The sequence below is a fragment of the Porphyromonas circumdentaria genome (assembly GCF_900167105.1).
Classification (GTDB): Bacteria; Bacteroidota; Bacteroidia; order Bacteroidales; family Porphyromonadaceae; genus Porphyromonas; species Porphyromonas circumdentaria.
The window spans coordinates 96045-122330 of the sequence record NZ_FUXE01000005.1; the positions used below are offsets into that span (position 1 = coordinate 96045).

The window sequence follows — 26286 nt, forward strand, 5'->3', positions numbered from 1 at the left end:
AATAAACTCAAGGGAATACTCCTGAATATTAGAGAATTATATTATCAACATTAATAGAAAAAATAATTATGGTACAGAAAATAAACTCTCAAAGAAGTCTTCGTCGTGAAAGAGACTGTAAGGTTCATTTTAGATTAGGGGAAAATAAGGGTCTTGCTTCCATAAAAGTTTGCGGTTATCCTGAGTTGAAAAGAATTTATCCTCGTGTTGAATGGGTCTCAGGAAGAAGAAGGTGGCGGGAAATCTTTTATCCCAACAAGAAGATAAAAAATCCACCTCTTATTTTTGGAGGGTGGTTTTACCTAAAGGCAATAGAAGGAATCGAAAAGAATCTACTTACTTCTATCATAATAAATGAGAAACACATTAGAAATAGAAAAAACAAATCCTATATCAAGCCTTTTTCAGAAAAGTGGGTTGTAGGGATTTATTTCCCAAAAGGCAAAGATACTTTTAAGGACAAATTCGACGAAAAATTAGCTGATCTCATAGGACCTCGCCCAAATATAGATATTGATCCTTATTTCCCATGGGGCATAATTATACCTCGTCTCTTGTATCGACCTGATATTCGAAAGGAGAAAGGTCTGATTTTCCTTTCACCGCAAAAAAACTACCTAAATGCAAAAAAACAAATCTAAGAGAAAAATAAGATTTTTCAATCCCTCCTTTCTAAAAGGAGTAGGATTATTGCTCACCTATCGCTGTAATGTCTCTTGCGCTCATTGTTTAGTACAAGCGAGTCCTCATCGTAAAGAATGGATGAAAGAAGAGGATGTTAAAACTTGGTTAAAGGAACTAAGAGAGTATCGTAACGGGCATATCGAGCTTATTGCTATAACAGGAGGAGAACCTTTTTACGATTTCGCCTTACTCCAGTCAGTTTCTTCGTATGCTCACGAGTTAGGTTTTATTGTAACCGTTGTGAGCAACGCTTTTTGGGCTTCTTCTGAAGAAAAAGCATTAGAAGTTTTACAAAAACTCCCTTCAATAGATGTATTAGCCGTAAGTACCGATCAATACCATTTACCATTTATTCCCATAGAGTATATTCGCAATGCCGTAAAAGCTGCCCAACAAATAGATCTTCATATAGAAGTTTCATTAGCTACAGAAAACAAAGAATCCATCGAGTATAAAAAGCTATTAGAAGAAGTATATTCATTCATATCTAAGGAAAATGTCAACGAAGCAATCACCATTCCCGTAGGCCGTGCAGCCTCCGAGATAAGAATGGACAATTGGGATACGACCTCGGAGGTTTTGAATGTTCCTTGCAGAATGGCAAGCTTCCCTGTAATTTTGCCCTCTGGTAAAATAAGTCCCTGTGTTGGCCCTTTAATGACACTATCAGAAGACCACGCCTTAATGCTGGGCAACCTCCGCAAAGAATCTGTAAAAGATATTTTTGATAGAGCTGAAAAAAATATCCTATTACAAACGATACGAACAATTGGTTTTGCAGGTATCTCTCTACTATTTGAAAAACACGGCTATAAGGAAAAACTTCCTCAACGTATCGTAAGTGGGTCTATCTGTGATTTTTGTTATAAGATGATTTCTAATCCACAGCTTACAGAAATCCTACAAGAACTCATCCCCAAAGAAAAGAGCATTGAATACTATGCAACTTTACTGAGAGCTCAATACTACGGAGAAAAACCATCTAAAATCAAACACCTAAAATAGTGTCCAATAAAAAAGGGGGTGATTTATCTCACCCCCTTTCTCTCATATTCTAAGCAAAATCTTTTGCCTCATTCATTCAGTAAAAGCCTCTTCTTTCGTTACATTTTGTGCCATATACTCGGCATCATGTCCAGTTTGTTCTTTTTCCTTTTGGCTTGATTCATAAACCTCTCTGGGCATAACAACCATATGGTCAAACTTACGCATACCAGTACCAGCAGGAATAAGGTGTCCGCAAATTACGTTCTCTTTCAAACCTAAGAGGTAATCGACCTTACCATTTATCGCAGCATCATTAAGCACTTTTGTCGTTTCTTGGAATGAAGCCGCAGACATAAAGCTCTTGGTCTGAAGAGCCGCACGAGTAATACCTTGAAGCACCTGACAGCTTGTAGCGGGAATTGTATCGCGCACCTGCATCGGCTGTAAGCCTCGGCGAACAAGAGAACTGTTCTCGTCGCGTACCTGAGGGGCTGTTAAGATAGCACCAGGCCGATAAGTGGTAGAGTCTCCTGCATCCAATATAACTTGCTTACCCCACAAACGATCATTCTCTTCGGCCACATCCTGTTTATCGACCATCTGACGCTCAAGGAAGAGAGAATCACCAGGATCCAAAATCTCAACCTTTCTCATCATCTGACGAACAATCACCTCAAAGTGTTTATCGTTAATCGTTACATTCTGCTTGCGATACACTCCCTGAATTTCATTTACAATGTATTCTTGCAGAGCCGTAGGTCCCTTAATCGCCAAAATATCGGCAGGAGTAATAGCACCGTCACAGAGAGGAGTTCCTGCACGTACCATATCTTCGTCCTGTACAAGAAGGTGTTTAGTAATAGGGACTAAATACTTGCGTTCCTCTCCCAGTCGTGTAGTAACGATTACCTCTCTATTATTACGCTTTAGTTTACCAATAGTAACTATACCGTCAATCTCTGATAGGATGGCAGGATTGGAAGGATTACGAGCCTCGAAAAGCTCTTGCACACGAGGAAGACCTCCCGTAATATCACCAGCACTCGCCAAAACGCGTGGTATCTTATAAAGGTGATCTCCCTGTCTCACCATTATATCCTTTTTCTTAGGGTCATGCATTAAGTGACAGTTAGTAGGCAAAGAGTAAGAGCGTAACGTATTGCCCTCTTCATCTTTAATAGTAAGGGTAGGAACTAAACGGTGATCCTTGGACTCGGTAACCATAATATCTTGGTAACCAGACATGGCATCAACCGTAGTCTTGTAAGAGATATTTTCTTCCAATCCCTCAAAGACGAGACGACCATCCTTCTCGGCAATAAACACCGTGTTAAAAGAATCCCACTCAGCTAACTTATCGCCTTCTTTTACCGTATCTCCCTTCTTGTAATAGATAATAGAACCGTAAGGCAAAGAGTACTTCTTGATAATTTGTCCCGTCTCTTCGTTAAGAATGTAGATTTCAGACTCGCGACTTGTTACGACTGAGTGACCTTTCTCTACAAGTTCCACAACGCGAAGGTCAAAGCTGTAATCGATAACACCTGTGCCCTCTTTTACTACGATTTCTCGGTTGGTGTTCTCACTACTTGCAACCCCCCCTGCATGGAATGTACGAAGTGTTAACTGTGTACCAGGCTCTCCAATGGATTGAGCTGCAATAACTCCTACAACTTCGCCCTGCTGAACCAAACGATTGGTTGCCAAGTTACGACCATAACATTTGGCACAAACACCAGTCTTAGAATCACAGGTCAACACAGAACGTATTTCTACATTCTTAATGTGAGCCGCTTCAATTTCTTCTGCTTGTTTTTCACGAATTTCTTCACCCGCTGCAACAATAAGACGTCTATTAGGATCACGCAAATCGGTAGTTGTATAGATATCACGCAAAGAAGTGCGACCAACAATACGGCTGGAAAGAGATGCAACAACAACGTCGTTTTCATCTACAACTTCCGACACCTCGATCCCTCTCAAAGTTCCGCAGTCTACTTCATTGATAATTACATCATGGGAAACATCTACCAAACGACGTGTCAAGTATCCTGCATCGGCAGTCTTCAAAGCGGTATCAGCAAGCCCCTTACGAGCACCGTGGGTTGAAATAAAGTACTCCAAAACAGAAAGTCCCTCAAGGAAGTTCGAGGTAATTGGGTTTTCAATAACGGCACCTCCCTCAGAACCACTCTTTTGAGGTTTAGCCATCAAACCACGCAAGGCAGCCAACTGACGAATCTGTTCCTTAGAACCACGCGCCCCAGAGTCGAGCATCATATAAATACTATTGAAGCCGTCCTTGTCTGTTTTGAAACGCTCCATCACGAGGCTGGACAGATAGTCTGTAGTTTTAGACCAAAGCTCTACAATTTTATGGTAACGAGTCTGATTATCCAAAGCCCCGCTAAGATTTTCGAAGACGATCTCGTCCGCTTTTTCGGTAGTTTCCCTAATAATCGTTTCCTTTTCTTCGGGTACAAGTACATCTTGTAAGTTGAAAGACAAGCCTCCCAAGAAAGCCATACGATAACCCAAGTTCTTTATATCATCGAGAAATTGAGCAGTACGTGCCACACCACAAACCTTCAAAACCTTCTTAATAATCTTCTTAAGAGAGCCCTTACCCAACAACTCATTGACAAAACCTACCTCTAAAGGTACTAAGTCATTAAACATTAGACGACCTACCGAAGTTTCAACAAGTCCCCGTTGAGGTTCTCCATTCTCTACCGTAGCATTAGGCACATAAACCTTGATAGGCTTATGTATGTCTATACATCCATTGTCATAGGCAATATATGCCTCTTCTGAACTATAATAAACAGTCTCTATACGCTTCTTCTCGGCTACCTTTTTGGCTATAGCAAGCTCTTTTTCATCAAGGCTACGGAATTTAGAGATATAATACAAACCAAGTACCATGTCTTGAGAAGGCACAGTAATAGGCTCTCCACTTGCAGGGTTAAGAATATTGTGAGAAGCCAACATCAACAATTGAGCCTCAGTGATGGCCTCATTACCCAATGGGAGATGCACTGCCATTTGGTCTCCGTCAAAGTCGGCATTAAACGCTGCACATGAAAGAGGAGGTAATTGAATCGCTTTGCCCTCAATCAGCTTTGGCTGGAAGGCCTGAATACCCAAACGGTGAAGTGTAGGAGCACGGTTTAATAGTACAGGGTGCCCTTTTATAACATTTTCGAGGATTTCCCAGACCATCGCATCCTGACGACGATCGACCATCTTCTTTGCACTCTTTTCCGTTTTTACAATACCACGTTCGATAAGCTTGCGCATCACAAAAGGTTTGTAAAGCTCTGCTGCCATATCTTTTGGCAACCCACACTCATTCATTTTAAGTTCGGGACCAACGACAATCACAGAACGAGCAGAATAGTCGACACGCTTTCCTAAAAGGTTTTGACGGAAACGTCCTTGTTTACCCTTCAAACTGTCTGAAAGAGATTTCAGTGCTCGTCCACTATCACTCTTCAAAGCACTTGCCTTTCGAGAGTTGTCAAATAGAGCATCTACAGCCTCCTGAAGCATACGCTTTTCATTACGTTTGATAACCTCTGGAGCATCTGCCTCAATCATTCGAGCTAAACGATTATTTCTCGTAATAACACGGATATAGAGGTCGTTCAAATCTGATGTTGCAAAACGCCCTCCATCCAAAGGCATAAGAGGTCGCAAATCGGGAGGAATTACAGGCACTACTTTCAAAACCATCCACTCTGGACGATTCACATCTTTGGATGCACGAAAAGCCTCGACAACGGGCAATCTCTTAAGAGCATCAGCACGACGCTGTTGAGAGGTTTCAGTTTGAGCCTTGTGACGAAGTTCATCTGCCAAAGCATCAAGATCTAAATTTGCCAGCATATCATAAATAGCCTCAGCCCCAGATTTTGCAATAAACTTATTAGGGTCAGAATTATCCAACGATTCATTTCCAGCATGTTTGTCATAGAGACGAGAAACAAAATTCTCATAAACATCATTGGAAATCAAATCTCCCTTGGAGACATAAAGAGGTCTATTAGATTCGTCTTTTGCTGCAGGATCTATACCCTCAGGGCATTGAAAAACTCCTGGTTGCAAAACGACGTAAGAATCATAATAAATGATTGAGTCCAAGCTCTTCGAAGAAAGTCCCAACAAATAGGCAATCTTATTAGGAGTAGAGCGAGAATACCACACATGTACCACAGGCACCTGCAAGGCGATATGACCCATACGCTCCCTACGCACCATCTTTTGAGTTACCTCCACCCCACAGCGGTCACAAGTTATCCCCCTATACTTGTTGCCTTTGTATTTTCCACAATGACACTCGTAGTCCTTTACAGGTCCAAAAATACGTTCACAGTAAAGGCCATCACGCTCTGGTTTGAGGGTACGATAACTTACCGTCTCATGCTTGGTAACTTCTCCGTAAGAATTCTCTATAATCTCTTCTGGAGAGGCTAAAGATATCTTGATCTTGGAGAAATTACTATTTATCTTATTATCCTTTTTAAAAGCCATATAAAAGTAAGCTGACTTGAACTTTTTGTTAATCTAACTTGAGACTGAGACCTAAACCTTTCAGCTCGTGGATAAGTACGTTTAGAGATTCGGGGACGCCTGGAGTCGGCATAGGAAGCCCCTTGACAATAGCCTCGTAAGCCTTAGAACGTCCAATTGTATCATCACTCTTTATAGTCAATATTTCTTGGAGTATGTGCGCGGCTCCAAAAGCTTCCAGAGCCCAAACTTCCATTTCCCCGAAACGTTGACCTCCGAAATGAGCTTTACCTCCAAGAGGTTGTTGTGTTACTAACGAGTAAGGACCAATAGAGCGAGCATGCATCTTATCGTCAACCATGTGCCCTAACTTCAAGAAGTAGGTAACCCCAACTGTCGCCTCCTGATCAAAACGCTCACCAGTACCACCATCATACAAAACAGTTTTACCACTTTTAGGTAGCCCAGCAGCCTCTAATTCTTTTTCTATATCCTCTAACTTAACCCCATCAAAAATAGGCGAAGCATAACGCTTGTTCAACTTTCGACCTGCACGAGCCAAAATAGCCTCGAATAGCTGTCCCAAGTTCATACGAGAGGGTACACCTAAGGGGTTAAGACAAATGTCTACAGGCGTACCATCTTCAAGGAATGGCATATCTTCTTGGCGAACAATCTTAGAAACAATCCCCTTATTTCCGTGACGTCCCGCCATCTTATCTCCCACTTGTATTTTACGTTTTTTGGCAATATACACTTTCGCCATTTGTACAATGCCACTTGGGAGCTCATCACCGATTGTTTCGTCTTGTTTACGACGTCTTAAATCGGCTTCTATTTCTTTATACTTGCGAATATAGTTTCTCAACAATCGAGAGATCAAAACATTCTTACTCTCATCTTCTGTCCAGTTCGAAGGAACGACTTCTGTAAGATTTAGAGTCTCAATAATTTGCTTAGAAAAGTCTGTACCAGGTTTAATGTAAATCTCTCCTGTATAGTTACATACTTGATTGGCCTTTTGTCCTTTTGTTAGATGCAACAACTTCTCATCGCAAATAGCTCTCAATTTAGCCTGTTTGAGACCAAACTCTGCATCCAATCTTTCTGTGATTTCCTTGACATCCTTGCGAGACTTTGCAACCATGCTTTTTGAGAAAAGCTTCGTGTCAATTACTACTCCCTTCAATGATGGATGTGCTCTCAAAGAAGCATCCTTTACATCTCCTGCTTTGTCTCCAAAGATGGCACGTAATAGACGCTCTTCTGGGGTAGGATCTGTCTCTCCCTTAGGAGTAATCTTTCCTACCAATATATCGTCTGGAACGATGTGCGCCCCGATACGAACAACACCATTAGGTCCTAAGTCCTTAGTAGCATCTTCACTAACATTAGGAATATCACTGGTCAACTCTTCGAGCCCTCGTTTCGTCTCCCTTACTTCAAGAATGTATTCATCCACATGAACAGAGGTAAAGAAGTCTTCACGAACAATACGCTCATTCAAAACTATCGCATCCTCATAGTTATAGCCCTTCCAAGGCATGTAAGCCACAAGAATATTTCTACCAAGAGCTAACTCCCCTCCCTGAGTTGCATAACCCTCTGTTAAAACTTGTCCAGCCTCAACACGCTCTCCGACACGACAAATAGGCTTCAAGTCTATTGTCGTACTCTGATTGGTCTTTCTATACTTAGGAAGGGTATAGGTTACAATAGGATCTTCGAAGGAAACAAATTGTTCCTCTTCGGTATTGTCATAGCGTACCTTTATGCAGATAGCGTCTACGTAAACAACCTCTCCACTGCCTTCTGCCATAATCTGAGTACGCGAATCCTTTACCAGCTTACGCTCAATACCAGTTCCTACAATCGGAGCCTCTGGCTGTATCAAAGGAACAGCTTGACGCATCATGTTAGATCCCATCAAAGCACGGTTAGCATCGTCATGCTCCAAGAAAGGAATCAAAGATGCCGCGATAGATGCAATCTGAGAAGGCGATACATCCATAAGATTCACCTTATTAGGAGCAATTACAGGGAAATCTGCAGCAAAACGAGCCTTTACACGGTCTCTTATGAAGTAACCGTCATCAGTAATAGGGGCGTTTCCTTGAGCTACGTTCATCTCTTCCTCATCGTCGGCAGTGTAGTATTTCAAAGCCTCATCCGAGAAATCAACACGACCGTTTTCGACACGACGGTAAGGAGTTTCAATGAACCCCATATCATTAATCTTTGCGTAAACACAAAGAGAAGAAATCAATCCAATATTTGGTCCTTCAGGAGTTTCAATAGGACAAAGACGTCCGTAGTGAGTATAGTGTACGTCTCGCACGGCAAAACCAGCACGTTCTCGAGTCAATCCTCCAGGACCTAAAGCAGACAAACGTCTCTTATGAGTTATTTCTGCAAGCGGGTTGGTCTGATCCATGAATTGAGACAACTGGTTCGTTCCAAAGAAAGAACTTACCACTGATGATATTGTTTTTGCATTCACCAAATCAATAGGTGTAAAAACTTCATTGTCTCGAACATTCATTCTTTCTCGAACAGTTCGAGCCATACGAGCCAATCCAACCCCAAACTGAGCATACAACTGCTCTCCTACAGTACGCACACGACGGTTAGACAAATGGTCAATATCGTCCACAACAGCACTTGAGCCCACTAAATCTATTAAGTAGCGTACAATAGCAATAATATCTTCCTTGGTTAAAACCTTAACAGACAAGTCAATATCTAAACCAAGTTTATTGTTAATACGATAACGACCAACATCTCCAAGGTCGTAGCGTCTATCAGAGAAAAAGAGATTGTTAAAAGCCTCTTTTGCAGACTCCTCATCTGGAGCCTCTGTGGTTCTCTGCAATTGATAAATATACTTCCACGCCTCAATATCAGAGCTACAACTATCTCGACGAAGAGTATTAGAAATCATAACGCTTGCAGCAGAGGCATCTCCCTCCTGATGCAGCATCAATGTCTTCTCTCCCTTTTCTAAAATAACAGGGATAGTCTCCTCATTTAGCTCAGTATCACGTTCTAAAAGGACATTGTAACGAAGAGTAGAAGCAACTTCTCCCGCAGAAGCATCTATACTTACATCCTCATAAAAATTATCCATTACTCGCTGAGCCAAACGGCGCCCTTTATACTGATAAATGGTATTAGGATCTACCTCAATCTCTTCTGCCAAAGAAAGAGCCTTTAATATGTCATAGTCCGATACACAACCTACAGCACGCAAAAGTGTTGTTATAGGGAGTTTTTTCTTACGATCAATGTATGCATATAAAACATCACTGGCATCTGTAGCAAACTCAATCCAGGCTCCCTTAAAAGGAATTATACGTGCAGAATAGCTGCGAACCCCTGTTGCCAGAGTTGTAGAGCTAAAAAACACTCCAGGAGATCTATGAAGTTGAGAAACGACAACGCGCTCTGCCCCATTAATGACAAAAGTCCCACTTGCCGTCATATAGGGTATAGCCCCTAAATAAACCTCTTGAACAAGATCCTCAAAATCTGTATGCTCAGGATCATTACAAGAAAGTTTTAATTTGGCTTTTAATGGGACACTATAGGTAAGTCCTCTGCTAATACATTCTTCAACAGAATACTTAGGAGGATCTACATAATAGTCTATAAACTCTAAAGTAAAACTATTTCGAGTATCTTTTATTGGGAAGTTCTCAGAGAAAACTTTGTATAAGCCTTCTTGTTTACGGCTCTCAGCAGGCGTATCAAGCTGAAAAAAGTCTTGAAACGATTTTAGTTGTACTTCCAGAAAATCGGGATAAGGAAGCGAGCTCTTTATCTTAGAGAAGCTCTCTCTATTAATTAAGATAGAGTTGTCCATCTATTAGGCAGTTAGTTAAATACAACGAGAGGGAAAAAGACACGAAAAGGTTAAGAACTCTATTAAATAGAGTTCTCAACCGTAAACACCTGATTAACAGGTGGAAAGAATTTATTTAAGTTCTACTTCTGCACCAGCTTCTTCCAATGCAGCCTTCATTGCATCGGCAGTCGCTTTATCTACACCTTCTTTAAGTGTAGCAGGAACAGCATCTACAATATCTTTAGCTTCTTTCAAACCAAGACCACAGTGTTCCTTAACAGCTTTTACTACCTGCAACTTAGCTGAACCAAAGCTCTTGAGTACTACATCAAAAGATGTTTTTTCTTCAGCTTCAGCAGCAGCGGCTGCACCTGGAGCGGCAGCTACTGCGACAGCAGCTGCTGCAGGTTCAATTCCATATTCTTCCTTAAGGATGGTAGCCAATTCACTTACTTCTTTAACGGTAAGATTTACGAGTTGTTCAGCGATAGCTTTAATATCTGCCATTGTTTTGTATGATTTAATCGTTTAAATTCTTGGATAATTATCTTTCTTCCAGTGTTTTCAAAACACCATGAATGGTCTGTCCTGCTGACTGAAGAGCCGATAAGACATTCTTAGCAGGAGATTGAAGAAGAGCAAGTACATCGGCAACAAGTTCCTCTTTGCTCTTGATAGAAATAAGAGCATCAAGATGTTGAGGCCCAACATAAAAGCTTTCTTGAGCATACACAGCTTTCAATGCAGGTTTTCCAAGTTCTTTGTTCGCCTTTGTAAACTCCTTAATAATTTTAGCTGGAGCATTAGCGACCTCACAGAACATAACTGCCGTATTGCCCTTTAATGATTGGTAAAGCTCAGAATAGTCTGTATCGCTATTTGACAAAGCCTTACGGAAAAGAGTATTTTTTACGACAACCAATTTCACTCCCTGCTTATTGCAATCTCGGCGAAGTTCTGCTGTTTTTACTGCATCCATCGCCTCAATATCTACGAGGTAGAAATGAGGATATTGAGCAATATAGTTAGAGATTTTCTCAACTACGGTATTTTTAACTTCCTTTCTCATGATAAAAATCTAATTAGAAATCTACAGATTTTGGATCTATTTTAATACCTGCACTCATAGTGCTTGAGATGTGAATACTCTTAAGATAGGTTCCTTTTGCAGAAGAAGGTTTCAAACGAATAATCGTATTGATAAACTCTCTTGCGTTTTCCTGAATTTGCTTAGGATCGAAAGAAACCTTACCAATAGATGTATGAATAATACCTGTTTTATCGACCTTGAAATCTATTTTACCAGACTTCACTTCTCGAACAGCATTACCTACCTCATTGGTAACTGTACCACTCTTAGGGTTAGGCATCAAACCACGAGGTCCTAAAACACGTCCCAGGGCTCCGATTTTACCCATGACAGACGGCATTGTAATAATTACATCGATATCTGTCCACCCACCTTTGATTTTCTCAATATACTCATCCATTCCCACATAATCAGCTCCTGCTTCTTTAGCCTCTGCCTCCTTATCTGGGGTACACAATGCGAGAACACGTACTTCCTTACCTGTTCCATGGGGTAAGGTAACAACTCCACGAACCATCTGATTGGCTTTACGAGGATCGACTCCCAAACGAATATCAATATCTACAGAAGCATTGAAAGTCGTAAAAGAGATCTCCTTAACCAAAGAGGATGCTTCCTCTAGAGAATAAAACTTTCCGGGTTCAATCTTTTCTGCAGCTAACTTCTGTTTTTTTGTTAGTTTACTCATGTCTTTGAAAATTTATTTATTCCGGAAATTCTCCTTTAACAGCAATACCCATACTGCGAGCTGTACCAGCTACCATTTTCATAGCAGCCTCGACAGAAAAACAGTTTAGGTCTGACATTTTATCCTGAGCTATTGTCTTTACTTGTTCCCAAGTAATCTCGGCAATCTTATTTCTATTAGGTTCTGCAGAACCACTCTTTGCCTTCGTCACTTCAAGTAATTGAATAGCCACAGGTGGAGTTTTTACAATAAAGTCAAAAGACTTATCGGCATAGTAAGTAATCACAACAGGGAGTACCTTACCAGCCTTGTCTTGTGTCCTGGCATTGAATTGCTTGCAAAACTCCATGATGTTAATCCCTTTAGCTCCGAGAGCGGGGCCAACTGGAGGTGAAGGGTTTGCAGCTCCACCTTTTATCTGTAATTTAATCTGTCCAGCAATTTCTTTAGCCATTTCTTTTAGTCATTATATAATGAACAAAACATTGATACACATAGTCGAAAAAATCTCCCTCTATTAAAAAAGAAGCAAAAGGGAAACTCTCAAGAAAGCATCCGTAACAACACTATTCCTTCTCAACCTGTATATAAGCAAGCTCTAGTGGAGACTTTCTTCCAAAAATCTTCACCATCACCTTGAGCTTTTTCTTATCTTCATAAATTTCTTCTATCACAGCAGAAAATCCTACAAAAGGACCATCTACAATCTTAACGCTCTCCCCGACCATGAAAGAAACATCATAAGTACCTTCCTGCTCGCTTTCCAAATCAACCCGACGCAACAATTTATTCACATCTGCGGTACTCAATGGTTCTGGAGTGCTATTCCCGAGAAAGCCGACTACATCTGGATAACGACGCAATTCGTCTTGCAGTTCAGGATTCAAAATCGCCTCAATTAAAACATAACCAGGCATATAAGGACGCTCTATAATAACCTTTTTAGAGCCTCTTTGAGTCATTACTTTCTCGGTAGGAACTATAATTTGAAAAAGCCTCTCCGCAAAGAGAGAAGAACCAGACCTTGAAATTTCTCGCTCTAAGGCCTCCTTCACCTTCTTCTCTTTCCCAGAAAGAGTTCGAAGAACATAAAAACGCCTCTCAGACTTTATATTGTTTTCCATAAACATCAATAGAAATACGAAGAGCTCTAAATCGCTTCAAATCTGAAGAGAGGGCTTAAATTATCCAGCTATAGATAAGATTCATGCCAGCCTCAAAGACAGTATCAACGACAAAAATACACAATGCAATAATTACAGAAGCCACCATAACCACCACTGCACTATTTGTCAACTCTTTGCGAGTTGGCCAAGAAACCTTATGCATCAATTCCACATAAGAATCCTTTATACTCTTACCTATTCTTGCAAAAAAATTCATAGTTCCATCTATATTGCACGGGTTGAGAGACTCGAACTCCCGACACTCGGTTTTGGAGACCGATGCTCTACCAACTGAGCTAAACCCGTATGTAGAGAGGTGTAGGTTTACACCCCTCTATTTTTTATAATCAATCTTCGATAAGTTCTGTAATCTGACCTGCACCTACAGTACGTCCACCCTCACGGATAGCAAAACGGAGACCTACACTACAAGCAACAGGAGTAATCAACTTAACATCGATAGTTACGTTATCACCAGGCATTACCATTTCAGTTCCTTCTGGAAGATCAATTTCTCCCGTAACGTCAAGTGTACGGATGTAGAATTGAGGACGATAGTGACGCATAAATGGAGTATGACGACCGCCTTCTTCTTTCTTCAAGATATAAACCTCTGCCTTGAAGTGGCTGTGAGGCTTAACCTGACCAGGATGAGCCAATACCATACCACGCTTAATTTCATCCTTATCAATACCACGGAGAAGGAGACCTACGTTATCACCAGCCTCCCCTTCATCAAGAAGCTTGCGGAACATTTCCACACCAGTAACAACAGTCTTACGACCTTCTGCACCGAGCCCTATAAGCTGAACTTCATCATTAACATGAATACGCCCAGTTTCGATACGACCTGTAGCAACAGTACCACGACCTGTAATAGAGAACACGTCTTCAACTGGCATAAGGAATGGCTTATCAACATCACGGGGTGGGAGAAGAATCCACTCATCTACCGCATCCATCAATTCCATAACCTTAGCAACCCACTGAGGATCTCCGTTCAATGCACCAAGAGCAGAACCACGGATAACAGGAGTATTATCGCCATCATATTGATAGAAGCTGAGAAGCTCGCGCATATCCATCTCAACAAGCTCAAGCATTTCTTCATCTTCAACAAGGTCACACTTATTCATAAACACAACAATACGAGGCACGTTTACCTGACGAGCAAGAAGAATGTGCTCACGTGTTTGAGGCATAGGACCATCTGTTGCAGCCACCACGATAATGGCACCGTCCATCTGAGCAGCACCTGTAACCATGTTCTTAACGTAATCGGCGTGACCAGGACAGTCAACGTGTGCATAGTGACGATTCTTTGTTTCGTACTCTACGTGAGATGTATTGATAGTAATACCGCGCTCTTTTTCTTCTGGAGCATTGTCAATAGAGTCGAATGAACGAGCTTCTGAAAGACCAGCGTCAGCCAGAACCTTAGTAATAGCCGCAGTAAGAGTAGTCTTACCATGATCCACGTGACCAATGGTACCGATATTTACGTGCGGCTTCGTTTTGTTAAAATGTTCTTTTGCCATAGCAATCTATAATCTCTATAATCTTAAAATATTTCTTTTTCCAAAGCAAAGAGCACTTACAAAAAAAGCGCATCCTCACTAAAGAGCCTATGTCGGGACTTGAACCCGAGACCTCTTCCTTACCAAGGAAGTGCTCTACCGCTGAGCTACATAGGCAATTGACGCCACGCAAGAAACAGAGGAAAGAGACTCCTTCTTAAGAAACAGGCCGCCCTCTCTCTTTTCCACCGACAACCTCCATAGCTAGAGGCTGAGGCAATATCAGGCGCAAAGGTAGAAACAAAATCCGAACCTACCAAATACTCCTCGAAATAATCAAGGGAGAAAGAGGGCAAAGAGTATCTACTTTAAACGTTCTATTTGTCGTTTAATAGCATCTACTGAGAGATCTACAGCCTCCTCAAAAGTAGAAGAGCTCTTCTCCGCAAACAAATCTGGACCAGCCACCTGAAGGCGAATAGAAGCAACCTTATTTGACTCTCCATCCCCCTTAGGTTCCAACTTCAAAGTAACTTCTGCACCCAATATACCATCGTGCAATCGATCCAAACGATCTAACTTTCTCTGTACAAAAGCCTCTAATTCTTGGCTCAACGTAAAATGTACAGCTTTAACTCTTACGTTCATACTTTTTCCTTTTATTGCCCTTGGATGAGCATCATATACCTTTTTCAACTCTGCCAGTGAGGTGTGCGTATAACGAACAGTAGTAGCAACTTTTGAATGCCCCAACAGCTCCTTAACAGCCATCAGATCGGCCCCCCGATTCAACATCACGGTTGCAAATGTGTGTCGCAACACATGCGGGCTCTGACGAGCAAGTTCAGGAAAGAGACTCAACTTGTGATGGACTACCTCATACACATCCGCCCCCGTTAGAGTTTTATTCCTCAAAGAAACAAAAAAATATTCAGACATTCCAACTTTTTCCCTTCGAAGACACAAATACTGCTCTATTCTTTGCTTCAAAAGAGGGCCAAACGGCACGAAACGCTCCTTGTTTCCTTTTCCCAAAATTTTAAGGGTCATCTTTTGCAAGTCAACATTCACGACCAAAAGCGATACAAGCTCAGAGCGTCGCAATCCTGTATCAAAAAGCATTTCCAAGATAAGCTGATTTCTCACCTGCAAGAAATCCGTTGGATCAAAATCGTTCTGCTCAAGGAGTACTCGCATATCCTTCTCATCCAAGACTGCAGGAAGAGGTTTTACCGCTTTGGGGGCACGAAGGTGAACGGCAGGATTTTTCTTAATTACTTCCACCTTCAAGAGATATCGATAGAAAGACTTCACAGCACTCAATTTCCTTTGTACAGAGGAAGGCTTATACCCCTCTTCAACAAGAGAGGAAAGCCAAGAGCGGATTAAATCTTTGTCCAAGTCGGATGGCAGACAATCTTCTTTCGCAAGAAAAGAACAAAAAAGAAAAAACTGCCTTAAATCGGCCTCGTAACTTTCAATTGTTTTCTCCGACTGATTACGCTCATAACGCAAAAAACTCAAGAAATCCTGCAACCACTCCATAAAATAACTCCTATAAATAAAAAAAAGAAAGACGCCAAAAGACACCTTTCTTTACCTTAACGCATATAAAAGACCTTATGCTTTATGCATTCGCCTCTTCAGCTTGACGGAGAGACTGTACATAAATAGCTTTATCCCTCTTCTTACGCTTAACTTCAGAGGGCTTCATAAAAGCTTGGCGTCTTCTCAACTCACGGATAGCACCTGTTTTATCAAATTTCTTTTTGTAGCGTTTAAGAGCGCGTTCAATATTGTCACCCTCTTTGATTGGAACTATAATCATACCCTAACGTTTTTACTTTATCTCTTTTTATTTCTTATGCTATTCTAAAACTAAAAATATTTCGAACAAAAGGCAAGGCCTTATCACGCAAAACAAGAGCGGTAAACGAGATTCGAACTCGCGACCCTCAGCTTGGGAAGCTGATGCTCTACCAACTGAGCTATTACCGCAGGCACCACTATATCGCCTGCAAAGATATATCTTTTCGACAAAACAAACAAAATCCAATCTATCTCCTACCCATTAGATACATCTTTATAGAGAGAGGAGAGCATACCACAAGCCGCAGCAATATCTTCCCCTCGAGAGGCTCGTATAGTAGTTGGAATACCCGAACGATTCAAAAAATCGCAAAATCTTTGGAGCTGTTTTTCCTCAGAAGAGGGCAGCGAAACGTTAGGTATTTTATGATAGCGAATAAGGTTAATGTGACAATCGAAAGGTTTAACCAATGCCACCAAGGCTCGTGCATGCTCTACATCATCGTTGAGCCCCCCAAAGACGATGTATTCAAAAGTCAGGCGTCGCTGCCCTGAGAAATCGTATTGTTTCAGTGTGTTCAAAGTCTCCCTTATCGGCATACCTTTCTCTACTGGCATCAAAGAGAGACGCTCCTCGGGATAAGGACTATGGAGACTAATCGCCAAATTACACGTGGTCTCTTTTAAGAAACGAGTTAAACCTGGCTCTACGCCTACCGTAGAAAGCGTAATACGTTTCGGGCTCATTGCCCAAGCATCTTTATGAGTTAAGCAATGAATGCTCTTCAGTACGGCATTTACATTATCAAGAGGCTCTCCCATTCCCATATAGACAATATTCGTAATAAGATCTCGCTCTGGGATCGAAAAAAGTTGATTTAATATCTCCGCTTCGGAAAGATGACCATTAAACCCCTGCTTCCCTGTCATGCAAAAGAGGCAATTCATCTTACAGCCTATTTGAGAAGATATACAGAGTGTAGCCCTATCTCCATCGGGAATAAAAACGGCCTCTATATACTTATCTGTAGTAGTTGCAAAAAGATATTTCTTAGTACCATCCTTAGAAGCAAAAAAACTTATGGGAGCCAAAGCACCTACCACTGCGCAAGATGCTAGTAAAGCTCGATGCTTTAGAGAGAGGTTGGTCATCTCTTCAAAAGAGGAGACCTTTTTCTTATAGATCCAATCGGAGAGTTGCTTTCCAGCATAGTGTGGCAATCCGAGTGTAGTAGCCCATTCTGTAAGTTCTTCGGGGAGCATTCCCAGAAGCACTTTCAACTCTTTTTCTTCTCTTTCTTCCATCTACCAACGCCTTATTCTGCAAGCTCGAAAGTCAGCTGACGACGATCTAAATCTGTACGTACAGCACGAACTCTAATAGGGTCGCCCAGGGTAAAGCGACGCCCATAACGACGTCCCACAAGCATAAAATTCTTTTCGTCATACTCGTAATAGTCGTCGTCCAATGACCGTATGGACAAAAGCCCCTCGCAATGGGAGTGATTCAGCTCTACATAAAGCCCCCGCTCGGTTACATGAGAAACAACACCGTCGAAAACCTTTCCCAAACGAGCACTCATATATTCCACCTGCTTGTATTTAATAGACTCTCGCTCGGCCTTTGCCGCCACTTGTTCTTGGTTGGAACAGTGCTGCGCATAGCCTTCGTACTCCTCTTGAGGTAAAGATGCCCCTCCCGAAAAGTAGTGCGTTATCATACGGTGTACCATTAAATCAGGGTAGCGACGAATGGGAGAGGTAAAATGGGTGTAGTAAGGGAAAGCCAATCCATAATGACCTATATTATCTGTACCATACTCTGCCTTTGCCATGGATCGAACTGTAATCATCTGAATCAGAGACTCTTCGGGACGCCCTATACTCTGCTCTATTATCTTAGTTATCCCCTTACGCACATCCGTTTTGCCAGCTAGCAACTTTGCATTATAACCAAATCGAACTATAAAATCTTGCATTACAAGCAATTTATCAGCATTAGGTTCATCATGGACACGGTAGATAAATGTCTTAGTCTTATCCTTTTGCCCCCCCGTAACTCGACCAAACCTCTCTGCTACAGTCCTGTTGGCAAGAAGCATAAACTCCTCTATCAACTCATTGGCTGTACCATGCTCCTTTTGCACCACATCGATCGGTCTACCTTCTTCATCTAAACTAAAAGCAACCTCCTGAGTTTGAAAATTTATCGCTCCTGCCGCAAAACGTTTTTTTCGGAGCTGCTGCGCCAAATGATGAAGCGAAAGAATTGCCTCTACATTATCTCCCTCTTGAGTATCAATAACCCGTTGTGCCTCTTCATAGGTATAGCGTCTATTGCTCTCTATTATAGTCCGCACAATACGCGACTCCAAAACTTTGGCCTCGGCATCAAGCACGAAAATACAAGAATAAGCTAAACGCTCCTCGTTGGGTTTCAGAGAACACAAATCATTACAGAGACACTCGGGAAGCATCGGGATGGTTCTATCTACCAGGTAGATACTTGTCGCCCTACTATAGGCCTCCTTATCTATAATACCGCCCTGCGGTACAAAGTAGCTAACATCTGCAATATGCACTCCGACTTCATACCTACCCTCTTCGAGAGGTCTCCATGACAAAGCATCATCGAAGTCTTTAGCAGTGTCGGGATCTATGGTCAAAGTGAGTACAGATCGAAAATCCTCTCGCTGCTTATACTCCTCTTGCGGAATTTCGGGGGAGATTTGCTGCGCAAAATCTTCGACCTCTTGAGGATAACTATCGGGCAAGTCAAACTCTGCCAAAATAGCGTGCATCTCAGTATTATTATTGCCCGAAGGTCCTAAATTACGCACCATCTTGCCGATAGGATTCTTTCCCATCAATGGCCATTCGGTAATCTTTACAACGACCTTATCATCATTTTTAGCCCCCTCGAAAGTTCCTTGAGGCAGAAGAATGTCGTTTGAAAGCTCTCGATCGTCTGTTAAAAGAAAAGCGAAATCTCCACGCACTTGCAGACGTCCGACAAACGTTTCTTTCTTTCTTTCTATAATCTCTACCACTTCGCCCTCTCGAGTATGTCCCTTACGGCGGGCAAAAAGTTGTACACGCACCTTATCTCCCTGCATGGCATAAAGAGAGTTACGCTCAGCAATAAGCACCTCTGCACTACCATCTTCGGGAATGAAGATATTAAAACCACTGCGTCGACGCTCGAAGGAGCCTATAAAAGAGGGTTGATTAGAACCATTATAGGTATAACGTCCTTTTTCGATCTCTCGTAAAAGCCCCTCTTCCATTAAGGTTTCCAAAATCCTTGTCACCAGTTGCTTCTCTGGAGTAGTACGCGCCCCCACATTTTGAGACACCTGTCGATAATTTAAAATGGCGCCTTTGTTCTGAGAAAAAAGCGAAAGCACTCGATCCACAAACTCTCGTCCTGTAGTACGAGCTCTCGTTTGCCTTTTAGGCAGGGTAGTATTACGAACATTTTTCTTTGTTTTTCCCTTAACGGACGCTTTCTTTTTCATTCTCTTTCTTCTTTAATCCAAACGGTATTTCCCCTCATCTTCGTCCCCAAGGATTCCCAGATAGCTAATATACCTACTCTCGGCAATACGCCCTTCCTTCAGAGCCTGTAAAACGGCACATCCAGGCTCATTCGTATGCGTACAATTATTAAAACGACACCCTTGACCTATAATAAAAAACTCTCGGAAGTAGTCTGCCGTATTGTATTTATTCATTTCCAGAGTTCCAAACCCCTTTATACCAGGAGAGTCTATAAGATAGCCTCCTCCTTTTGCCTCGTCCAACGGATGCATTTCACTCAGTGTAGTAGTGTGCATTCCCGTTCCATGGGCTACACTAACTTCCTGCGTACGCAAATTCATATTAGGCAGTAAAGCATTGATTAAACTACTCTTACCCACTCCTGAGTGCCCACTAAGCAAAACTATCTTTCCCCTTATATAGTCATACAGTTCGTCCAGCCCTCTTTTTTCGAGTGCCGATATCTTCAGAATCGGATACCCTAATGGGGCATAAATATCCTCCCACTCTTTTAGGCGAAAGAGCTGCGCCTCGTCGTACAAATCCATCTTATTAAACAGGAGAACGACAGGCACATCGTATGCCTCTGCGGTGGATAAAAAGCGATCTACAAAGGTGAAACTTGTCTCGGGACTTTGAAGTGTAACAAAGAGCAGTACTACATCTATATTGGCAGCTAATATGTGCGACTCTTTAGAAAGATTGGCAGCGCGACGAATTATATAATTGCGCCGAGGAAGAATGGAGGTGATATAGTAAATAGTATCCTGCTTTTTGATGGAGACCGAATCTCCTACGGCGACAGGATTGGTCGATCGAATTCCCTTCAATCGAAGATTTCCTTTGACGGTAGCCTCGCACAGGCTACCATCATTTAGGCGTACTAAACAGTTATTGCCCACACAACGAAGCACAAGTCCCTGCATCAAAGTCATAAACGTGTGCTAAAGTTTGCAGCGGCATTGCTGTGCAAGGATTTTTCTCTCCTTAAACAGTTAATATCTCTTTCTCCTTTGCAGCAAAAAGTTCTTCGCATTGAGCTACATATTTGTCGTGCAACTTTTGCACCAAAGCCTCAATATCCTTAGCCACATCTTCGGGAGTTCCTTCTGCTTTGACACTCTTTTTTACTGCATCTATCGCATCACGGCGAGCATTACGGATACTGATTTTAGCCTCTTCCACTTCTCCCTTAACCTGCTTTACAAGCTGTTTGCGTCGCTCTTCTGTAAGAGGAGGTATAGCAATACGAATGAGCTCTCCATTATTTTCGGGCATAATACCCAAAGGAGAGTCTATAATAGCTTTCTCGATATCCTTAATAATCTTCTTTTCCCAAGGGGTTATCACTATGGTACGTGCATCGGGTACAGTAACAGTTCCCACCTGATTTAGAGGTGTCATAGTGCCATAATAAGAGACCATGATATCATCTAATATCTTAGGATTTGCCTTACCGGCACGAATGTGTGCCAATTTTTCATCGAGATACTCAATGGCACTCTTCATTCCAGCCTCTGCTGCATCGGTATATTGCTTCGTATCTGCCATATTCTGTCTGTTATGGGTTAGTTATTTGATTTCTTACGAACAAAAATTACACTTCATCATTGCTTACAAGAGTAGCAATATTCTCTCCAGATATTAGTTTGAGCAGATTACCCTTAGTATCCATATCAAAAACCATTATCGGCAGGTTGTTTTCTCGACAAAGCGTCATAGCCGTTAAATCCATTACGGAGAGCCCTCTCCTATACACTTCGTCAAAAGAGATTCTATCAAAACGTGTTGCGGTGGCATCCTTTTCTGGATCGGCCGTATAGACACCGTCCACTCGTGTTCCCTTGAGAAGAGCATCTGCCCCGATCTCTACAGCACGCAGAGCCGATGCAGTGTCTGTTGTAAAATAGGGATTGCCTGTCCCTCCAGCAATAATTGTGATATACCCTTCGTCGAGCTTTTGGCGCACTTCCATAGAAGAATAGAGCTTTCCAACGGGTTCCATACGTATGGAAGTAAAGACTTCGGCCTTACAGCCATGAGCTTGAAAAGCTGCTCTAAGAGCCAAAGAGTTAATTACGGTTGCAAGCATTCCCATTTGGTCTCCTGTAACACGCTCCACCCCCTTAGCCGTACCGCTTAGTCCGCGAAATATGTTACCGCCACCTATTACGATAGCTACTTGTACCCCTCTCTGAACTACTTGGGCAATCTCTTCTATGTAATTATTCAATCGCTCTGAGCTAATACCCTGCCCCATACCTCCAGCGAGCGACTCCCCACTGAGTTTAAGTAATACTCTATTCAGTTTTTGCATGCCCTCTTTTTACTTCTCGTATAATTTATAGTATATCTAAACACGCTATGGAATGCAAAGTAAATGTATTTTACCCAACTATCCAACGAATAGTCCAGAAGCTCTCAGGAGTTTGCATATGTATAAACGGGAGTTTGCATATATGATAACTAAAGTTTAGACCTATGCAAAGTAAAGTTTGCTCCTATCAAAACAAAAGCCCGAATAACCTCCTTTGAGAGAAAAGATTACATCCCACGTATCAGGACTGACGCATTAAAGTCGCATTATCATTAGTTGTTATGGGTTCTTTCGAGCAAGTTTCTTTTGAATATGAGGGATTGAGTATAGAGAATGATATACAACCAACGGAGTTTTAACGACTACAAAAGCACTTAAAAACTGTTTTTAACCTGTCACCGCTGCCTTGTCACCAAAATTATTTGGATTTTCATTCAAAAGAATTGCTTTTGTAGCGTAATAATTTAAAAAAATATATTATAGATCAATTTGCTGCAGGATTGGCATTTTTTTGCATCAGATTATCTATGTCGCGTATGCGGTCCACTCCCCAGTCTGTTGCCCCAAGCAACAAGAAGGGTTGGGCTGTCTCATGCTCTTTTATAATTATGGGGCGTGTGGGGCAGAGGGGATGCCCTATCGTGTCGCAGCAGTACAGAAACTTTAATTCAATAAATGATAAACGTATGACTAAATTACTACACTATGTGTCGCTACTTTGCCTACTCTCCCTGGTGGGGTGGAGTACTGCGAGAGCACAGGAGGCAGGCCCCATCGTGGTGAATGGGGTGCTGACCTCCTGGAGTGGCGCATCGGGGGAGATTACGATCCCCGATGAGGTTACGGAGATTGCTCCCAATGTATTTCTAAAAAATAACAGAGTAACAGCTCTGCACCTTAATAAGGTGGGCAAAGTGGGCAAAAATGCCTGTCGAGAGATGGGATCTATTGTAGACTTCTCGGCTCCTCAGGTGGAGGTGCTGGAGGACTCAGCTCTCTATAAATCTGGAAACCTAAGGTTTACACCCTCCCTCGAGTGGAAGAGATCGGTGCAGGGGCTTTCTCTAAGAGTGCTCCTTGGTCGGTAGACCTTTCGGAGGCGGTAAACCTCAAAACAATAGCCCCCGATGCTTTCCCTTTTGCCTCGCCATGGGGAGATGACCAGTGCTACATATTTGTCGCGAATGAGGCGGTACTGGCGAAGATGCCCACAACATTTCCCGCTCGTATCTTTACTCGAGTTGTCCAGATAGACCGCTCAACGCCCATTGCCTCCGTGCAGATTAGGGCAGCCCAAGGTAAGGATATAGAAAGGATTCTCCCTGGCATTGGGAGCTATGCCGAGGGGCGCGTAGTGGGCATGGACGTGGGCGATGGCAAGATCCGTCTCCTCGCCCTCTCCTCCTTAAGATATAGCAGTAACGAACCCTCCTACTACGGGGCCAGGAGTATGCAGTGGCTCCGAAGTGCCGTGGCAGATCCCGAGATTAAAATTTACGGAACCGATTTCGATTGCTTCCGTTCGCCTTGGGCAGTGGTTACCCAACTTGATCTCTTGAGAGCAACACAACTCAAAAAAATAGACCTTCTATATATTCCTCAGTCGCTACTCCCCGACCTCGCCTCTTACCCCAATCTCGAGCGACTCTCCCTCTCAAAAATCTCGGGTTTGGAGCGGCTCGACCTCTCCCATACCCCCCTAAAAGGGCTTGAGATTAGCTCTTGTGATACACTTCAAGCTGTCATACTCCCTCCCTCGGGGCTAGAGCGTCTCTCGATTACACGCTGTAAGAAGTTGACACAAATCGACGAGGCTCCCCTCGCCTCGGTGAAGGAGCTGAATCTCTCCTATAATGCCCTTGGAGGTACACTGAACCTCAGTGGAGCGAAGCATCTGAAAGAAGTAGACCTCTCGAGCAACCAACTCACAGAGCTGACCATCGATAATCCGCTTCTTACGGATCTGAAATGTAGCCGCAACCAACTCAAGGCGATCCATACCCCCACCACCCGAGAGGCATTCCAAGGGGTACGCTCCGTCGCTATTGCGAGTAACCGCATCCAAGAGAGTGAGCTTAATCGCCTCTACACCGCCCTCCCCGACCTCAAAGAAGAGACTACGGCTGGTAAATTGACCCTCCTGTCAAAGATTGCTACGACCGAGCAGGACAACAATGCCTACGCCAGCGATTTGAGTATTGCACGGGAGAAGAACTGGAAGTTTTACGACCTCAATGGTCAGGAAATGACCAGTATGATTGTCAAAGCCGATACCCTTGTGAGTTGGAACAACGCAACGGGCGATGTAGAGCTACCTGCAAGCATCCGTGTAATCAGTAAAGAGGCTTTTGTCAATAACCCCACAATCACCTCCATTAAGGGAGAGAATGTCGAGGAATGTTACGGCATCACTCAGTGTGACAAACTCACAAAGGTGGACTTCCCCAAACTTCGCCACACCTGGTTATCGGCTCGTCATTTGGATACGCATCCTGGATATACATCATCTGATGAGGAGATGATTCTTAAGGGAGGAGCCTACTTCTCCACAGAGGTTGCTGGTAATCCCAATGGGTCCCTACCTACCATTGCATTTACCTCGTGTCCTCTCTTGGAGACCGTTGTCGGAGCGGATGGCATCCTCTTCTACTATTCTAAAAGCAAAGCCGTGGGCAAGGTAACTTTAGATCCCTCCATCAAGACAATCTCTTATGGAGCTTTTGATGGATGTAAGCAGATGACCGAGCTGGAGGCTATGGGAGTTACTGCCATCTATGCTCGAGCATTCCTCGATTGCTCGGAGCTTGCTAAGGTTACATTGCCTGCCCTTCAGCATACACAAGGCAATCCCTTTTGGCAGGATTGCCCAAGCTCCAAGAGGTAAAATCGCCACAGGGTATCTGGCTCGACCGCAAGGCAACGGGCACCGTGATAATCCCCGATGGTGTGGAGTTCATTGCCGTCAATGCCTATCGAGGTCAAACGGCTGTTACAGCTCTTCAATTCCCCAGTTCTCTTCGTCGCATCGGGCAGTATGCCTTCTCCAGAACGGGTATTACGGAGATCCACCCAGGAGCTTTCTTGCGTTGTACCTCTCTTGCAGGGGCTCTCAATGTCCCCTCTTCCGTAACACTCTTGGGCGAAAAAGCCTTTGCTCACTGTTCCTCTCTGACCTCTGCCTCTATTGAAGCAAGTATCGGGTCAGTACCTAATTTCCTCTTCGATGGGTGCGATGCCCTCAATGAGGTGAGTATGGGGAGTACCATTGTAACGTGTAATTTGTTCTGGGGGCATAGCCAGCCCTACGAAAAACCCACAGCTCCCCAAAAGCTCATCCTGCACGCCCCCGTAAAGGCGCAGTACAGGATCTGCGCCCCTCAAGGTTCTCGTGATCCTCGTAAGACTCTGGATGTCTATGTGCCTGCACCTCTCTTAGAGGAGTACAAGAATAGAGATCATTACGAATCTGCTTACTCCTTTGCTTATGATAATTACACCTATTATGCCATGGAGAGCAGTGCCACAGAGGCAACCGTTACGATCACTCAAGTGGCAGGATGTACCATTGTTGTGAAAAATGGCGAGCAGGAGATCCCCAGTGGCAGCTCCCTTCCCATTGGTACGAAACTTACCATCTACGCCCAATTGGAGTCGGGTAAGCTCCTTAAGAAGTTCTTCTTCAATGGAGCAAACATGGGGAGTATCAATCGTTATGACCTCACGCTTACCGAGCCGATGACCTTCTCTGCCGAGGTGGTGGCTACCTTTACGCAGATACCCGAGTATGTGGTGCGCTTTACTTCGACAGGGCATGGACACCTCACGGCGACGAAAAACGGCGAACCCTTTACCTCGGGTAGTCTTGCACGTAAGAATGATAAACTTGTGATTACGGCTCACCCCGATGCTGGTTATAATGTCGATAAGTGGTTGTTGGGCTCAGAAGAGATAGAGCTCTCCGTCTACACAGGGCGCACCGTATTTGAAACAACGGTAGGTGAGGCTGAAGTTATCGTGAAGACAACCTTTGTCGCCAAGACCTTTCCAGTCACGGTGGCAGAATCCCCCAACGGCAAGGTGACAGTATCTGGCTATGACGACCTAACGGCAGTGCCCTATGGCACACGCCTTA

General features: G+C 43.1%; 21 protein-coding genes and 3 tRNA genes. 5 read left to right on the forward strand and 19 right to left on the reverse strand.

Annotated features, from left to right (window positions below; genetic code table 11):
* The first annotated feature begins 68 nt into the window (after positions 1 to 68).
* Together B5D06_RS03335 and B5D06_RS03340 are read left to right on the forward strand one after the other, a co-directional pair.
* A complete protein-coding gene (locus B5D06_RS03335; RefSeq protein WP_078736610.1) occupies positions 69 to 641 on the forward strand; it encodes a hypothetical protein in 573 nt (190 codons plus the stop codon).
* Positions 622 to 1689 (forward strand): radical SAM protein, encoded by a 1068-nt coding sequence (locus B5D06_RS03340; protein ID WP_078736611.1) that lies wholly within the window; start codon positions 622 to 624, stop codon positions 1687 to 1689. The genes B5D06_RS03335 and B5D06_RS03340 overlap by 20 nt, the downstream gene beginning before the upstream one ends.
* 72 nt (positions 1690 to 1761) lie before the next feature.
* On the opposite strand, the gene rpoC is transcribed toward B5D06_RS03340, so the two are convergent.
* The 19 genes from rpoC to pyrH form a co-directional block, all read right to left on the reverse strand.
* Positions 1762 to 6204, reverse strand: coding sequence for a DNA-directed RNA polymerase subunit beta' (gene rpoC / locus B5D06_RS03345; protein ID WP_078736612.1), 4443 nt, complete (start codon positions 6202 to 6204; stop codon positions 1762 to 1764).
* Positions 6205 to 6232: 28 nt separating this feature from the next.
* Positions 6233 to 10045 carry a DNA-directed RNA polymerase subunit beta gene (rpoB, locus tag B5D06_RS03350; protein ID WP_078736613.1) on the reverse strand — a complete coding sequence of 1271 codons (3813 nt, stop codon included), beginning with the start codon at positions 10043 to 10045 and terminating at the stop codon, positions 6233 to 6235.
* 111 nt (positions 10046 to 10156) lie between these two features.
* The gene (rplL, locus tag B5D06_RS03355) at positions 10157 to 10534 is read right to left on the reverse strand and encodes a 50S ribosomal protein L7/L12 (RefSeq protein WP_078736614.1); all 378 of its coding nucleotides are present in this window, start codon (positions 10532 to 10534) and stop codon (positions 10157 to 10159) included.
* A gap of 37 nt (positions 10535 to 10571) precedes the next feature.
* The gene (gene rplJ, locus B5D06_RS03360; RefSeq protein ID WP_078736615.1) at positions 10572 to 11096 is read right to left on the reverse strand and encodes a 50S ribosomal protein L10; all 525 of its coding nucleotides are present in this window, start codon (positions 11094 to 11096) and stop codon (positions 10572 to 10574) included.
* A 13-nt stretch (positions 11097 to 11109) separates the two neighbouring features.
* The gene (gene rplA / locus B5D06_RS03365) at positions 11110 to 11805 is read right to left on the reverse strand and encodes a 50S ribosomal protein L1 (RefSeq protein WP_078736616.1); all 696 of its coding nucleotides are present in this window, start codon (positions 11803 to 11805) and stop codon (positions 11110 to 11112) included.
* Positions 11806 to 11821: 16 nt separating this feature from the next.
* Positions 11822 to 12259 (reverse strand): 50S ribosomal protein L11, encoded by a 438-nt coding sequence (gene rplK / locus B5D06_RS03370; protein ID WP_078736617.1) that lies wholly within the window; start codon positions 12257 to 12259, stop codon positions 11822 to 11824.
* A 112-nt stretch (positions 12260 to 12371) separates the two neighbouring features.
* The gene (gene nusG / locus B5D06_RS03375) at positions 12372 to 12935 is read right to left on the reverse strand and encodes a transcription termination/antitermination protein NusG (protein WP_078736618.1); all 564 of its coding nucleotides are present in this window, start codon (positions 12933 to 12935) and stop codon (positions 12372 to 12374) included.
* Positions 12936 to 12984: 49 nt separating this feature from the next.
* Positions 12985 to 13188, reverse strand: a complete 204-nt coding sequence (secE, locus tag B5D06_RS03380; RefSeq protein WP_078736619.1) for a preprotein translocase subunit SecE — start codon at positions 13186 to 13188, stop codon at positions 12985 to 12987.
* Positions 13189 to 13204: 16 nt separating this feature from the next.
* Positions 13205 to 13277: transfer RNA gene (locus B5D06_RS03385), tRNA-Trp, on the reverse strand.
* A 41-nt stretch (positions 13278 to 13318) separates the two neighbouring features.
* Positions 13319 to 14509 (reverse strand): elongation factor Tu, encoded by a 1191-nt coding sequence (tuf, locus tag B5D06_RS03390; protein ID WP_078736620.1) that lies wholly within the window; start codon positions 14507 to 14509, stop codon positions 13319 to 13321.
* Between the two features lie 84 nt (positions 14510 to 14593).
* Positions 14594 to 14665 (reverse strand) — tRNA-Thr (locus B5D06_RS03395).
* A gap of 186 nt (positions 14666 to 14851) precedes the next feature.
* Positions 14852 to 16033, reverse strand: a complete 1182-nt coding sequence (locus B5D06_RS03400) for a tyrosine-type recombinase/integrase (protein ID WP_078736621.1) — start codon at positions 16031 to 16033, stop codon at positions 14852 to 14854.
* 82 nt (positions 16034 to 16115) lie between these two features.
* The gene (rpsU, locus tag B5D06_RS03405) at positions 16116 to 16316 is read right to left on the reverse strand and encodes a 30S ribosomal protein S21 (RefSeq protein ID WP_078736622.1); all 201 of its coding nucleotides are present in this window, start codon (positions 16314 to 16316) and stop codon (positions 16116 to 16118) included.
* A 97-nt stretch (positions 16317 to 16413) separates the two neighbouring features.
* A tRNA-Gly gene (locus B5D06_RS03410) sits at positions 16414 to 16486 on the reverse strand.
* A gap of 66 nt (positions 16487 to 16552) precedes the next feature.
* Positions 16553 to 17602 (reverse strand): dual-specificity RNA methyltransferase RlmN, encoded by a 1050-nt coding sequence (gene rlmN, locus B5D06_RS03415; protein ID WP_078736623.1) that lies wholly within the window; start codon positions 17600 to 17602, stop codon positions 16553 to 16555.
* Between the two features lie 11 nt (positions 17603 to 17613).
* A complete protein-coding gene (rnr, locus tag B5D06_RS03420) occupies positions 17614 to 19815 on the reverse strand; it encodes a ribonuclease R (RefSeq protein WP_078736624.1) in 2202 nt (733 codons plus the stop codon).
* 12 nt (positions 19816 to 19827) lie between these two features.
* Positions 19828 to 20763, reverse strand: coding sequence for a ribosome small subunit-dependent GTPase A (gene rsgA / locus B5D06_RS03425; protein WP_078736638.1), 936 nt, complete (start codon positions 20761 to 20763; stop codon positions 19828 to 19830).
* 61 nt (positions 20764 to 20824) lie between these two features.
* Positions 20825 to 21388, reverse strand: coding sequence for a ribosome recycling factor (gene frr, locus B5D06_RS03430; protein WP_078736625.1), 564 nt, complete (start codon positions 21386 to 21388; stop codon positions 20825 to 20827).
* A gap of 46 nt (positions 21389 to 21434) precedes the next feature.
* Positions 21435 to 22154 (reverse strand): UMP kinase, encoded by a 720-nt coding sequence (gene pyrH / locus B5D06_RS03435; RefSeq protein WP_078736626.1) that lies wholly within the window; start codon positions 22152 to 22154, stop codon positions 21435 to 21437.
* A gap of 686 nt (positions 22155 to 22840) precedes the next feature.
* Between pyrH and B5D06_RS03440 the strand changes: the two genes are divergently transcribed.
* The 3 genes from B5D06_RS03440 to B5D06_RS03450 all read left to right on the forward strand — a co-directional run.
* Positions 22841 to 23242: a hypothetical protein gene (locus tag B5D06_RS03440; RefSeq protein WP_078736627.1), complete on the forward strand. Its 402-nt coding sequence runs from the start codon at positions 22841 to 22843 to the stop codon at positions 23240 to 23242.
* On the forward strand, positions 23191 to 25038 hold the full coding sequence (locus B5D06_RS03445) for a leucine-rich repeat protein (protein ID WP_078736628.1): 1848 nt from the start codon (positions 23191 to 23193) through the stop codon (positions 25036 to 25038). The genes B5D06_RS03440 and B5D06_RS03445 overlap by 52 nt, the downstream gene beginning before the upstream one ends.
* Positions 25008 to 26286: leucine-rich repeat domain-containing protein (locus tag B5D06_RS03450; protein WP_159442683.1), on the forward strand; the 1279-nt coding region annotated here is incomplete at its 3' end. The genes B5D06_RS03445 and B5D06_RS03450, both read left to right, overlap by 31 nt.

Bases quoted from the DNA above. Each gene is read 5' to 3' on its own strand.
- B5D06_RS03440 (WP_078736627.1), top strand. From the start codon at position 22,841: ATGACTAAATTACTACACTATGTGTCGCTACTTTGCCTACTCTCCCTG.
- rsgA (WP_078736638.1), bottom strand. From the start codon at position 20,763: ATGCAGGGACTTGTGCTTCGTTGTGTGGGCAATAACTGTTTAGTACGC.
- tuf (WP_078736620.1), bottom strand. From the start codon at position 14,509: ATGGCAAAAGAACATTTTAACAAAACGAAGCCGCACGTAAATATCGGT.
- rpoB (WP_078736613.1), bottom strand. From the start codon at position 10,045: ATGGACAACTCTATCTTAATTAATAGAGAGAGCTTCTCTAAGATAAAG.
- rplA (WP_078736616.1), bottom strand. From the start codon at position 11,805: ATGAGTAAACTAACAAAAAAACAGAAGTTAGCTGCAGAAAAGATTGAA.
- rplL (WP_078736614.1), bottom strand. From the start codon at position 10,534: ATGGCAGATATTAAAGCTATCGCTGAACAACTCGTAAATCTTACCGTT.
- secE (WP_078736619.1), bottom strand. From the start codon at position 13,188: ATGAATTTTTTTGCAAGAATAGGTAAGAGTATAAAGGATTCTTATGTG.
- rpsU (WP_078736622.1), bottom strand. From the start codon at position 16,316: ATGATTATAGTTCCAATCAAAGAGGGTGACAATATTGAACGCGCTCTT.
- B5D06_RS03400 (WP_078736621.1), bottom strand. From the start codon at position 16,033: ATGGAGTGGTTGCAGGATTTCTTGAGTTTTTTGCGTTATGAGCGTAAT.
- rplJ (WP_078736615.1), bottom strand. From the start codon at position 11,096: ATGAGAAAGGAAGTTAAAAATACCGTAGTTGAGAAAATCTCTAACTAT.
- frr (WP_078736625.1), bottom strand. From the start codon at position 21,388: ATGGCAGATACGAAGCAATATACCGATGCAGCAGAGGCTGGAATGAAG.
- pyrH (WP_078736626.1), bottom strand. From the start codon at position 22,154: ATGCAAAAACTGAATAGAGTATTACTTAAACTCAGTGGGGAGTCGCTC.
- rplK (WP_078736617.1), bottom strand. From the start codon at position 12,259: ATGGCTAAAGAAATTGCTGGACAGATTAAATTACAGATAAAAGGTGGA.
- nusG (WP_078736618.1), bottom strand. From the start codon at position 12,935: ATGTTTATGGAAAACAATATAAAGTCTGAGAGGCGTTTTTATGTTCTT.
- B5D06_RS03335 (WP_078736610.1), top strand. From the start codon at position 69: ATGGTACAGAAAATAAACTCTCAAAGAAGTCTTCGTCGTGAAAGAGAC.
- B5D06_RS03340 (WP_078736611.1), top strand. From the start codon at position 622: ATGCAAAAAAACAAATCTAAGAGAAAAATAAGATTTTTCAATCCCTCC.
- rnr (WP_078736624.1), bottom strand. From the start codon at position 19,815: ATGAAAAAGAAAGCGTCCGTTAAGGGAAAAACAAAGAAAAATGTTCGT.
- rlmN (WP_078736623.1), bottom strand. From the start codon at position 17,602: ATGGAAGAAAGAGAAGAAAAAGAGTTGAAAGTGCTTCTGGGAATGCTC.
- rpoC (WP_078736612.1), bottom strand. From the start codon at position 6,204: ATGGCTTTTAAAAAGGATAATAAGATAAATAGTAATTTCTCCAAGATC.